At 39.8% G+C, this 12,528-nt stretch carries 13 protein-coding genes and 1 riboswitch; all 13 genes read left to right on the top strand.

Translation table 11 applies throughout. The features are described from left to right. Position 1: 1 nt before the first annotated feature. The 13 genes from Q0983_RS20085 (at position 2) to Q0983_RS20145 (ending at position 12,487) form a co-directional block, all read left to right on the top strand. Complete coding sequence (locus Q0983_RS20085; protein ID WP_299556980.1) at positions 2-796, top strand: PhzF family phenazine biosynthesis isomerase; 795 nt, start codon at positions 2-4, stop codon at positions 794-796. A gap of 18 nt (positions 797-814) precedes the next feature. After that, on the top strand, positions 815-1,234 hold the full coding sequence (locus tag Q0983_RS20090) for an Rrf2 family transcriptional regulator (RefSeq protein WP_299556982.1): 420 nt from the start codon (positions 815-817) through the stop codon (positions 1,232-1,234). Between the two features lie 150 nt (positions 1,235-1,384). Further along, on the top strand, positions 1,385-1,642 hold the full coding sequence (locus Q0983_RS20095) for a DUF2061 domain-containing protein (RefSeq protein ID WP_299556984.1): 258 nt from the start codon (positions 1,385-1,387) through the stop codon (positions 1,640-1,642). Then, positions 1,630-2,274: a phosphoadenosine phosphosulfate reductase family protein gene (locus tag Q0983_RS20100; RefSeq protein ID WP_299556986.1), complete on the top strand. Its 645-nt coding sequence runs from the start codon at positions 1,630-1,632 to the stop codon at positions 2,272-2,274. Before Q0983_RS20095 ends, Q0983_RS20100 begins: the two co-directional genes overlap by 13 nt. Before the next feature lie 134 nt (positions 2,275-2,408). Beyond that, entirely contained in the window at positions 2,409-3,314 is a 906-nt protein-coding gene (cysD, locus tag Q0983_RS20105; protein WP_299556988.1) for a sulfate adenylyltransferase subunit CysD, read from the top strand. Positions 3,315-3,410: 96 nt separating this feature from the next. Further along, positions 3,411-4,658, top strand: a complete 1,248-nt coding sequence (locus tag Q0983_RS20110) for a GTP-binding protein (RefSeq protein ID WP_299556990.1) — start codon at positions 3,411-3,413, stop codon at positions 4,656-4,658. 90 nt (positions 4,659-4,748) lie between these two features. Further along, the gene (locus Q0983_RS20115) at positions 4,749-6,857 is read left to right on the top strand and encodes a HEPN domain-containing protein (protein WP_299556992.1); all 2,109 of its coding nucleotides are present in this window, start codon (positions 4,749-4,751) and stop codon (positions 6,855-6,857) included. A gap of 11 nt (positions 6,858-6,868) precedes the next feature. Further along, positions 6,869-7,633: a uroporphyrinogen-III C-methyltransferase gene (cobA, locus tag Q0983_RS20120; RefSeq protein WP_299556994.1), complete on the top strand. Its 765-nt coding sequence runs from the start codon at positions 6,869-6,871 to the stop codon at positions 7,631-7,633. 10 nt (positions 7,634-7,643) lie between these two features. Next, positions 7,644-8,231, top strand: a complete 588-nt coding sequence (locus Q0983_RS20125; RefSeq protein WP_299556995.1) for a bifunctional precorrin-2 dehydrogenase/sirohydrochlorin ferrochelatase — start codon at positions 7,644-7,646, stop codon at positions 8,229-8,231. Beyond that, entirely contained in the window at positions 8,228-9,280 is a 1,053-nt protein-coding gene (locus tag Q0983_RS20130) for an NAD(P)/FAD-dependent oxidoreductase (RefSeq protein WP_299556996.1), read from the top strand. Before Q0983_RS20125 ends, Q0983_RS20130 begins: the two co-directional genes overlap by 4 nt. Before the next feature lie 189 nt (positions 9,281-9,469). Beyond that, entirely contained in the window at positions 9,470-10,210 is a 741-nt protein-coding gene (epsC, locus tag Q0983_RS20135) for a serine O-acetyltransferase EpsC (protein WP_299556997.1), read from the top strand. After that, on the top strand, positions 10,197-11,087 hold the full coding sequence (gene cysM, locus Q0983_RS20140) for a cysteine synthase CysM (protein ID WP_299556999.1): 891 nt from the start codon (positions 10,197-10,199) through the stop codon (positions 11,085-11,087). The genes epsC and cysM overlap by 14 nt, the downstream gene beginning before the upstream one ends. 154 nt (positions 11,088-11,241) lie before the next feature. Beyond that, positions 11,242-11,396, top strand: a riboswitch (SAM riboswitch). An 80-nt stretch (positions 11,397-11,476) separates the two neighbouring features. Next, positions 11,477-12,487: a homocysteine S-methyltransferase family protein gene (locus Q0983_RS20145; protein ID WP_299557001.1), complete on the top strand. Its 1,011-nt coding sequence runs from the start codon at positions 11,477-11,479 to the stop codon at positions 12,485-12,487. Positions 12,488-12,528 lie beyond the last annotated feature (41 nt).

Consider the following 12,528-nt stretch of genomic DNA (forward strand, 5'->3'; position numbering starts at 1 on the left):
GATGAGACTTTTTACAGTAGATTCATTTACAGATATGCCTTTTAAGGGCAATCCCGCAGCGGTTTGTGTGTTGGAAAAACCACTTACTGATGAACAATATATTGATATTGCCCAAGAGATGAACCTGTCTGAAACCGCTTTTGTGTATTTAGAAGATGGCGTATATCAACTGAGATGGTTTACACCGGAAGTAGAAATAGAATTATGCGGTCACGCCACCCTGGCTACAGCCAAAGTTTTATTCGATAAATATAATGTTGAAACGGAAGTACTGGAGTTTAATACCCTGAGTGGGATTCTTACCGTGAAAAGATCCGGAACCCTGTTAGAGATGAATTTTCCAATAGGTAAATTAACGGATATCGGGCAAAGTGATGCCTTGTTGGAATCCGCTTTGAATGAAAAACCCGTTGCTATTTCAGAGGATGGTAAATGGTATTTGGCGGAGTTAGAGAGTGATTCGGTTTTAAGAGCACTTCAGCCTAATTTCAATACCTTACTTGAACATCCTAAAAGCAAGTTTATTGTTACGGCAAAATCTGATGATAGTGCGTTCGACTTTGTATCCAGGTTTTTTGCACCTGATTATGGTATTAATGAAGATCCGGTAACGGGGTCTGCCCACTGTTATCTGGCAAACTATTGGAGCCAAAAATTAGCAAAGAAAACCGTTGTTGGTTATCAGGCCTCAAAGCGAGGTGGGGTGGTGGCCTGTGAAGTGATAGAAAATGATAGAGTACTGTTAAGAGGCGATTGTGTGATCATGAGTGAGTTGTTAGTTGAGTGGGATAAATAATTTATCTATATTAGCAACATGCTATCTAAAAAAACCAAATACGGACTAAAGGCTTTAACCTTTATAGCCAGAAACGAAGGCGATATGCCGGTTCGTGTGGGAGAAATTGCCAGTAGCGAAAACATTCCGCAGAAGTTTTTAGAAAGCATTTTACTTACCCTGAGGAAAGCCGGAATTTTGGGCTCTAAAAAAGGAAAGCACGGTGGCTACTATTTACGTAGTCAACCATCCGAAGTAAAAATGACCGATGTGATGCGTGTTTTGGAAGGCCCCATAGCCATGGTGCCCTGTGTGAGCCTGAACTATTATGAGAAATGTGATGACTGTCCGGATGAACATGAGTGCAGTGTCCATAGGTTAATGATAGAAGTGCGTGACAGCACTTTGAAGGTCTTCAGAAACACCACTTTAGCGGATTTAGCCTTGAAAGATTCCTAAAATTTTAAGAATTAGCTGCATATTTTAGGTCAATTACCCGAAAAATATACCATTATTCTAAAAAGTTGTTAATGTTGCTTGTTATGTAATAAAAAGTATTACTTTTGTAATCCCTATTAAATTGATAGGATTAATATAATAAAACGACAAATGATAGCGCAAATGATATTGAAAGGTAAGGAGAAATCTACTTATAAAGAAGACAGTGCAGGTGAAAAACCGATCCGAAGTGTTGCCAAAGCACTTAGCTGGAGGGTAGTAGGGACTTTAGATACTTTGGTGGTTTCCTATATTTTAACCGGGAAGATATCGCTTGCAGCCTCTATAGCGTCCGTAGATTTTGTGACAAAGCTGATCTTATACTTTTTTCACGAACGTGTGTGGAATGTCATTAAATGGGGCAAATAATAAAAAAAGATATGTTTAAAGAAGACCAAATACAAGAACTGAACAAGGCATTAAAAGACGCTTCACCGGCCGATATCATAAAAAAAGCCATTGAGTTAAGTAATGAAGCGGTGGTAACTACCAATTTCAGACCTTACGAAGCGGCTATTTTGCACGCCGTAAATGCCGAGGTGTCTGATATTCCTGTAGTATGGTGCGATACTGGTTATAATACGCCAAACACCTATAGACATGCAGAAGAGGTGATCAATGACCTGAACCTGAATGTATTCTTATATGTGCCAAAACAAACGTCGGCACACAGGGATGTGGTCTTAGGGATCCCAGGTGTGGATGATCCTAAACATGCTGAGTTTACGGAACAAGTGAAGTTAGAGCCTTTCAGACGTGCTATGGAAGAGCATAAGCCAAAAGTATGGTTTACAAACCTGCGCCAGGGACAAACCGCTTTTAGAAACAGCATTGATATTTTTAGCTTAAGTGCCGATGGCGTTTTAAAAGTGAGCCCGTTTTATTATTGGTCTGATGAGAAATTAGACAGTTATTTAGAAGAAAACAATTTACCAAACGAATTTAAATATTTCGATCCAACAAAAGCATTGGCAAACAGAGAGTGTGGGTTACATGCATAGTAGTAGTGTGCAGTAAACAGTAGCAGTAGCCAGTAAACATAAATGATATTAAGAAAATAAAATAAATAATAAATATTCTTGCTTCCCCGAGTAAGAATCCCTCCCCTTTGGGGAGGTTAGGAGGGGCTTTTATTATGAAGAAAGATACGTCATACATTAACGCACTAGAGAACGAAGCCATTTACATTATCAGAGAAGTAGCGGCTCAGTTTGAAAGACCGGTATTATTATTTTCCGGAGGAAAGGATTCCATTACACTGGTAAGGTTGGCGCAAAAAGCGTTTTACCCGGCAAAGATCCCTTTTCCTTTAATGCATATTGATACGGGCCATAATTTCCCTGAAACGATTGAATTTAGAGACCGTTTGGTTGAAGAACTTGGGTTGGAATTGATAGTACGTAATGTACAGGATTCTATTGACCAGGGAAAAGTAAAAGAAGAATCGGGTCGTTACGCCAGTAGAAACATGCTGCAAACTACCACGCTTCTGGATGCTATTGAAGAGTTCAAATTTGATGCCTGTATTGGTGGTGCCCGTAGAGATGAGGAAAAAGCAAGAGCTAAAGAGCGTATTTTCTCGGTTCGTGATGATTTCGGACAATGGGACGAGAAAAACCAAAGACCGGAGTTGTTTGATATGTTGAACGGAGAAATTGAATTAGGACAAAACGTACGTGTGTTCCCAATTTCTAACTGGACAGAATTAGACGTTTGGTCTTATATAGAGAAAGAGGATATTGAGATCCCATCGATATACTTCGCTCATAAACGTAAAGTGTTCTTAAGAGACGGATTGATCTGGTCTGCAGAAGACGGTGTGGTTTACAGAGATGAAGAGGAAGAAGTCATTGAAGAAATGGTACGTTTTAGAACCGTAGGCGATATGAGTTGTACCGCGGCGGTATTATCTGAAGCGGCTACTATTTCTAAAGTGGTTGAAGAAATTAGAGATTCTTCCATTTCGGAACGCGGTGCCAGAATTGATGACAAGCGTTCGGAAGCCGCTATGGAGAAACGTAAACAACAAGGGTATTTCTAAAGTACAAAGTTCGAAGTTAAATATTAAATGTCACCCTGAGCGCAGTCGAAGGGTCTAAAATAAATAAAAGTCCTTTTTAAGGAGGCCAAAACTAAAATGGAAGTATTAAAAATTGCAACAGCAGGTAGTGTAGATGACGGGAAAAGTACCTTGATAGGTCGTATTCTGTATGATACAAAATCATTAACTACAGATAAGCTTGAAGCTATTGAAAAAACCAGTAAGCAACGTGGGTATGATTACCTGGATTTTTCTTTGGCTACAGATGGATTAGTTGCCGAAAGAGAACAAGGGATCACCATTGATGTGGCTCATATTTACTTTTCAACAAAAAATAAAAGTTACATCATTGCGGATACTCCGGGACACGTTGAGTATACCAGAAACATGGTTACCGGGGCTTCAACATCACAGGCCTCAATCATTTTAATTGATGCCAGAAAAGGGGTGATCGAGCAAACAAACCGTCACTTCTTTATTAATAACCTGTTACGTATTAAAGACATTGTAGTGGCTATTAATAAAATGGATCTGGTAGATTATTCGGAAGACGTTTATAACAAAATTAAAGCTGATTTTGAAGAACTAATGAGTAAGCGTGATTACCAGGATCAAACCATTTCATTTATTCCGGTTAGTGCGTTAAAAGGTGATAACGTAGTGAACAGGTCAGATAACATGCCCTGGTACGAAGGCGAATCTTTGTTAGAGCACTTAGAGAAATTGGATAAGGCCGATATCTTTAATATAGGAACACCACGTTTCCCGGTGCAGTATGTCATTCGCCCGAAGACGGAAGAATTCCATGATTTCAGAGGCTATGCAGGTAAGGTGTACGGTGGAAATTTAAGTGTAGGCGATGAGGTTGTGGTGTTGCCATCACAAACGAAATCGAAGATCAAGGATATCTATTTTTACGACGAAAAATTCGAGACGGCATCAAGACGTTCGTCTGTAACCATCACTTTGGAAGATGATATCAATGTGAGTCGCGGTGATATGATCGTTAAAGTAGGCGATTTGCCAACTATTGAAAAGCAGTTTACTGCCAATGTATGTTGGATGGATTCAAAACAATTAACACCGGGCGCCAAATATGTGGTACAACACGGCATCAATAAAGTATTGGCTAAGGTAGATACCATCCACCATAAAATTAATCCTGATTACACAGGAATAGAGGAAAACGTTTCAGGCTTAGGCATGAACGATATTGCTAAAGTAAGTTTTAGGCTTAATAAACCTATTTTTTACGATAAGTTTAGAAACCACCGTACCAACGGATCGTTTATCATCATCGATTCGCAATCCAATAGTACGGTTGGAGCTGGATTTATCCAATAAAAAAAGTCTGCCGGAAAGACTAAAAAGAATCGGAAAAAGAAAAAAGGAAAACACTAAAAATTACTTTCCGCAGGGAAAGAACAGGGAGTCATGCAAAGTTTTAGATCAGAAATAGAAAACCCGATTGTTGAAAGAGATATTATTGAATTAGCCAATAAAATTGAGCTATTCAACAACGGTAAAATTGACGAAGAAAAATTCAGAAGTCTTCGTTTGGCAAGAGGTGTATATGGGCAGCGTCAGGAAGGCGTTCAGATGATCCGTATCAAGTTACCTTACGGGAAAGTAAAGAGTAACCAGTTACACAGGATCTCTGATGTATCGGATGAATATTCCAGAGGACGGTTACACATTACCACACGTCAGGATATTCAAATTCACTATGTGGATTTGAACAGAACACCGGAACTTTGGGCAGAATTAGAACGTGATGACGTGACGTTACGTGAAGCCTGTGGTAACACGGTACGTAATGTTACAGCCAGTGAAACGGCAGGTATCGACCCTAATGAACCGTTTGATGTATCACCATATGCCGATGCATTGTACAAGTTCTTTTTAAGAAATCCTATCTGTCAGGAAATGGGACGTAAGTTTAAAGTGTCGTTCTCATCAACTGATGAAGATACCGGATTATCATACATGCATGACTTAGGATTTATTGCTAAACTAAAAAATGGTACTCGCGGGTTTAAAGTGATGATTGGTGGTGGACTGGGTTCGCAACCACGTCAGGCGGATGTGCTTTATGATTTTGTGGAAACCGATAAGATCATTCCAATCATGGAAGGTGTATTACGAATTTTCGATCGTCACGGAGAACGTAAAAGTCGTGCCAAAGCCCGTATGAAATTCTTAATAAAGGACATTGGTTTAGAAGCCTTTAAAACGTTAGTTGATGCTGAGCAAAATGCGATTGAATTAAAATCGGTACCGATTGATGCCGATGCGTATGAAGCATCGACTCCGGTAGAAGTTACTAAGATTCCTGAAGTGGAAATTAAAGATCAGGCGGCTTTCGAAATATGGAAGTCAACCAATCTGATCCCTCAAAAACAGGAAGGGTATGTAGCTATCGGTATTAAAGTATTGTTAGGAGATTTCTATACTGATAAAGCCAGATTATTGGCTGATTTAGTTGAGAATTATGCAGCTGGTGAGATCCGTTTGTCACTGCGTCAAAATATTGTAATTCCTTTCGTGAAAGAGGAATTGGTACCATTTTTCTATACTGAGTTGGAAAAATTAGGTTTTGTGGAGGCAGGTTATAACAAAGCAGTTGATATTACAGCTTGTCCGGGAACAGATACCTGTAATTTAGGTATTGCAAGTAGTACAGGTATTGCTGATGAGTTGGAGCGTGTTATTAAAGCCGAATATCCACAATATTTAAGTAATGAAGACCTGGTCATTAAGATCAGTGGTTGTATGAATGCCTGTGGACAACACAATATGGCTAATATTGGTTTCCAGGGGATGTCTGTTCGTACACCGGATAAATTGGTGGCTCCTGCGTTACAGGTACTGCTTGGCGGTGGTAACTTAGGCGATGGAAACGGCGTGTTTGCTGACAAGGTTGTTAAAGTACCGAGTAAGCGAGGACCGGAAGCCTTACGCAGAATATTAGATGATTATGAAGCTAATTCAGGTGGGAAGTTATTTGTAGATTACTACAAAGAGAAAGGAGAAAGATACTTTTATGACTTCCTTCAGGATTTACAGGATGTATCGAATTTATCGGAATCGGATTTTATCGATTGGGGTAATGAAGAGAAATATGTTAAGGAAATAGGTGTTGGTGAGTGTGCCGGCGTGGTAATTGATTTAGTGGCAACCTTATTCCTTGAAAGCGAAGAAAAGATTGAAAATGCCAAAGAATCTGCCAATAATGGTGTGTATTCCGGTGCTATTTATCATGCATATAGCTCTATGGTGAATACGGCGAAGGCTTTATTAACTGCGGAGAATAAGAAGACCAATACGCATGCAGGGATCATTAAACAATTTGATGAATTGTTTGTTGAAAGCGGAACAATAAAATTGGACGGTTCTTTTGCTGATTTAGCATATCAAATCAATAAATTTGCACCTTCACAGGATTTTGCTTCAAAATATATTGCTGCTGCTGCTGACTTTTTACAAAAAGTAAGAGCTTATAGAGAATCAGAATTAAGTGCAGTTCAAAAGGAAGCTGTTTAAAAGACAAATTGATGCGTTTGATTACCCCAAAATTAACGGTTGTAGGTGCTGGTCCGGGAGACGAAGATTTAATTACCCTTAAAGCCATTAAGGCCATTGAATCTGCCAACGTGATCCTGTACGATGCATTGATCAACGAAAGTTTGCTCAACTATGCTTCGGAAGCGGCAGAGCTTATTTTTGTGGGTAAACGTAAGGGATGTTATGCCTTTCAACAGGAGCAAATAAACGAGCTTATTGTTGCAAAGGCTAAAGAAAAGGGGCATGTGGTGCGACTTAAAGGAGGTGATCCCTTTATTTTTGGAAGAGGCGCTGAGGAAATTGACTTTGTTAAGCCATTTGGTTTGGAAACGGCTGTGGTACCCGGAATTTCATCGGTAATTGGCGTGCCGGCCTATCAGGGCATCCCGTTAACAAGACGCGGGGCATCCGAAAGTTTCTGGGTGATTACGGGAACCACAAAAAATCATCTGTTATCAGACGATGTGGTGTTGGCGGCAAAGTCTACCGCTACAGTGGTCATCCTTATGGGGATGCATAAGCTTGGAGAGATTGTTAAAGTGTTTTCAAATGAAAACAAACAAGATACACCTGTTGCCATTATTCAAAATGGAACACGAGATAATGAAAAGATAGGGGTTGGTACCGTTAAAACTATTGAAACCATTGTTGCTGAAAAGCAATTGACCTCCCCGGCAATTATTGTCATTGGCGAGGTTGTGAATCATCGTGTTACACTAACATCCATTTACGAGAGCGTTAAGGAGCAATTTTAAATTAGGACCCATGGAGCGTAATAATTTATACCCTGTTTTCCTAAAGGTAAAGCAGCTGCACGTGCTGATTGTTGGAGGCGGGTACGTTGCCGAGGAAAAACTCACTTTTTTATTAAAATCCAGTCCGGATGCAAAGGTAACCATGGTGTCTCCCATGTTTAGGGAAGGTACTATAGCTTTAGCGGAGCAAGGCGATGTTACCCTGGTAAAGTCAAAATACAAAAAAAGCTTTTTAAAGGGAAAGCATATTGTAGTAGTAACAACCGATAAGCCTAAAGTAAACGAAAAGGTTTATAAGCATTGCAGGAAGAAAAGTGTATTGGTGAATGTAGCAGATAATCCGCCGTTATGTGATTTTTACATGGGTGGTATTGTAACCAAGGGCCATGTAAAAGTGGCGATCAGTACCAATGGAAAATCACCAACAACAGCCAAGCGCTTGAGGCAATTTTTTGAGGACGTGATTCCGGAGCATGTGGATGATTTGGTAAAAAATTTAAACGAATACAGAAAAACACTAAAAGGTGACTTTGAGGAAAAAGTGGAAACGCTCAATGAAGTCACAAAAAAATTAATAGAAAAAAGAAAAACGAAATGATTAAAACTGATATACTGATAATCGGAGCCGGACCTACTGGATTGTTTACCGTGTTTGAAGCAGGTTTGTTAAAATTAAAGTGTCATTTAATTGATGCCTTACCGCAACCTGGCGGCCAATGTTCGGAAATTTATCCAAAGAAGCCTATTTATGATATTCCCGGGTTCCCGGAGATATTGGCAGGCGATCTGACAAAAAACCTATTAGAGCAGGGAAAACAGTTCGAACCCGGATTTACTTTAGGTGAAAGAGCTGAAACCATAGAAAAACTGGAAGATGGGTCATTTATAGTTACCACAAATAAAGGAACAAAACACCATGCGCCCGTGGTAGCCATTGCAGGTGGTTTAGGATCGTTTGAACCGCGCAAACCTGCTATCGAAGGACTGGCAGATTATGAAGATAAAGGGGTTGAGTACATGATTAAAGACCCGGAGATTTATAGAAATAAGCGTGTAGTGATTTCAGGAGGCGGCGATTCTGCCTTAGACTGGAGTATCTTCCTGGCCGATGTAGCTTCTGAAGTAACGCTTATTCATAGAAGAAATGAGTTTAGAGGGGCTTTGGATTCGGTTGAAAAGGTTAGAGAGTTAACATTGCTGAATAAAATTAACCTGATTACCCCTGCGGAAGTTACCGGTTTACATGGTGATGGTAAAATAGAGTCGCTTACGGTGACCAAAGAAGGTGAGTCGTTTGCTATTGAAACAGACCATTTTATTCCGTTGTTTGGGTTGTCTCCCAAGCTGGGGCCAATTGGAAGTTGGGGCTTAGAGATTGAGAAGAATGCGATAAAGGTGGATAATACCTTAAACTATCAAACCAATATCCCGGGAATATTTGCCATAGGGGATGTCAATACCTATCCGGAGAAATTAAAGTTGATTTTATGTGGTTTCCATGAGGCTACGCTGATGTGTCAGGCGGCCTATAGAATCATCAATCCCGGTAAGCGTCATGTATTAAAATACACAACTGTAAGTGGTATTGATGGTTTTGACGGTTCAAGAAAGGAAGCGCCAAAAGCAGTAGTTCAGGCTATTAATTAATAGTCACCTTGCCTAAATAATTTATTCCTGCAAGGTTTTTTGAACCTTGCAGGATTTTATGTTTTAATTAATAAAGAGATTAAAAGATAAGTTTTACTTTTAGGATTTGAAATTTTTAATGGCGAATTACATTCCTGTGCTGAGCTTAGTCGAAGTATGACAAATAAAAAAAACAATAAAAATAAACAGATGAAAAGTTATAACGTTTGTTTAAAAGATACAGCGAAGACATTTACTAAAAGATTGTTTTATGCACTGTTCGATGAACAACAAATGATAGAGCATGAGGCTTATTTAGAAAAAACCTTTTTAAAAGTGCTTGATAAGCTGTCTGTTGATAATGCCGAACAAATTTGGTCTCAATTTAAAGACGGTCTGCCCGAGATTAGAAGAGTGTTAGATCTGGATGCTGTTGCTTTTGAAAATAATGATCCGGCATCCTACAATTTGCAGGAGATATATTTGGCGTATCCCGGTTTTCATGCCATTTCAGTTTACAGGTTAAGTCATGCACTTTACAAATTGAAAGTTCCTATTTTGCCAAGGATGATGAGTGAATATATTCATGGTATTACGGGGATTGACATTCACCCCGGAGCGACTATCGATGAGTCGTTCTACATTGACCATGGAACGGGAATCGTAATTGGGGAAACCTCAATCATTGGTAAGCATGTAAAAATATATCAAGGGGTTACCTTGGGTGGTATTTCAGTAGCAAAGAGTTTAGCTTCTACCAAACGGCACCCTACTATTGAGGATAATGTGTGCATTTACGCAAATGCCACTATTTTAGGAGGAGATATCACCATAGGCGCCAACAGTATTATTGGAGCTAATGTATGGATCACCCAATCGGTTCCTGAAAACTCTTTAGTGACCTATCAAACCGAAATAAAAATCAGACCTAAGAAGAATGGCATACGATAAAACAGTTTTAGATTTTATTGGTAATACCCCGTTAGTGGATGCCAGTCATTTGGTGTCGAAAGAAGGTGTAAAGCTTTTTTTAAAATTAGAAGGCAATAATCCCGGAGGTAGTGTAAAAGACCGGCCTGCTTTTAATATGATCAATGAAGCGTTGAAACGTGGTGATATTAAAAAAGGAGGTACCCTGGTTGAAGCTACCAGTGGAAATACAGGGATAGCACTGGCATTAATAGCCAGTCTTTTAGAAGTGAATATGGTGTTGATCATGCCTGAAAACTCAACTGAAGAACGGGTGAAAACCATGAGGGCCTATGGTGCTGAAGTTATTTTGACGTCATCGGATATAGGTATTGAAGGCTCCAGGGATCTGGCTTTTAAATTGAGAGATGAAAAAGGGTATACCCTTTTAAATCAGTTTGAAAATGATGACAACTGGATGGCGCATTATAAAACTACGGGCCCTGAGATCTGGGAAGCAACCGAAGGTAAGATAACGCATTTTGTGTCCGCCATGGGAACCACAGGAACCATTATGGGTGTATCGACGTATTTAAAGGAGCAAAATAAAGAGGTGACTATTGTTGGGGCTCAGCCCGACGATAATTCCCGGATTCCCGGAATCAGAAAATGGCCTGAGGAATATGTGCCGAAATTTTTTGACAGAAGTAAGGTAGATGAGGTTATTGAAGTTACGGAAGCAGATGCCAGAGCAACTACCCAAAGGTTAGCTAAAGAAGCCGGGGTATTTGCAGGGATGAGCAGTGGGGGATCGGTATTTTGTGCATTAAAAGTAGCCGAATCTATTGATGAAGGGGTTATTGTTTCTGTGATTTGTGATAGAGGCGATCGTTATTTGTCATCGGATTTATTTGAATAAATAGTTCCTGCAAGGTTTTGAAACCTTGTAGGTATGCCTGTTTGAAAATGGAATTATACCTGTAAGGTCAAAAAAGACCTTGCAGGATAAGGATAACAAAAATATAGTTGTTATTTTTGTACACCTTAATAGGTGTGAGTTCATAAACGTAATAGTGTTATCAAGAAAGGTAGAGGGACTAGACCCAATGAAACCTTGGCAACCTCCCGAACCTTTTTCGGGAAAGGTGCTACGTTCTACCGCCTGTCCTGAATTTTTACACTGAGCTGTGTCGACGTGTATTTCAGGAACTTAGCGGACAGATAACGAATAGTATTTTTACTTTTCTTGATGACATTTGTATAATTCTGCAAGGTTTCGCTAACCTTGTAGGTGTAAAAAAGAAGAAAATGTCAAACATTAAACAAGCTTTACAGGATCGTATTTTAGTGCTGGATGGTGCTATGGGTACCATGCTACAGGCCTATAAGTTCACAGAAGAAGACTTTAGAGGCGAGCGCTTTAAAGATTACCCTATACCATTACAGGGTAATAATGATTTGTTATCTATAACCCAACCCGAAGCTATTAAGGCAGTTCATGCTAAATATTTTGAAGCCGGGGCAGATATAGTTGAAACCAATACCTTTTCGGGAACAACCATCGCTATGGCTGATTACCAGATGGAAGATTTGGTGTATGAGCTTAATTATGAATCAGCTAAAATAGCTAAGGAGGTGGCCGTTGAGTTCACCAAGAAAGAACCTCACAAACCTCGTTTTGTGGCAGGGGCCATGGGACCGACAAACCGGACAGCCAGTATGTCACCGGATGTTAATGATCCCGGGTATCGTGCTGTGACTTTTGATGAGTTAAGAATAGCGTATAAGCAGCAGGCAGAGGCCTTGGTGGATGGTGGTGTTGATATACTATTAGTAGAAACCGTGTTTGATACGCTTAATGCTAAGGCAGCATTGTTTGCTATAGAAGAAGTTAAGGAAGAAAAGGGCATTGATATTCCGGTGATGTTAAGCGGAACGATCACGGATGCGAGTGGACGTACTTTATCAGGTCAAACGGCTGAAGCATTTTTGATTTCGGTATCGCACATTCCGTTATTATCGGTTGGATTTAATTGTGCTTTGGGAGCTAATTTATTACAACCGCATTTAGAGGCGATTGCAGGTAAAACGGATTTTGCTGTATCAGCACATCCTAATGCAGGGTTGCCTAATGCCTTTGGAGAATATGATGAAACTCCTGAAGAAATGGGTGCTCAGATTGAAGCATATTTAAAGAAAGATCTAATTAATATTATTGGTGGTTGCTGTGGAACAACACCAGATCATATAAAAGTGATTGCGGACATAGCTTCAAAATACAAACCCAGACCACTTGTCACTCTGAGCGTGTCACACTGAGCTTAGTCGAAGTGCAGTTGAAGGGTCTATGTAATAGCGTG

It is taken from the genome of Seonamhaeicola sp. (assembly GCF_028281565.1).
Classification (GTDB): Bacteria; Bacteroidota; Bacteroidia; order Flavobacteriales; family Flavobacteriaceae; genus Seonamhaeicola.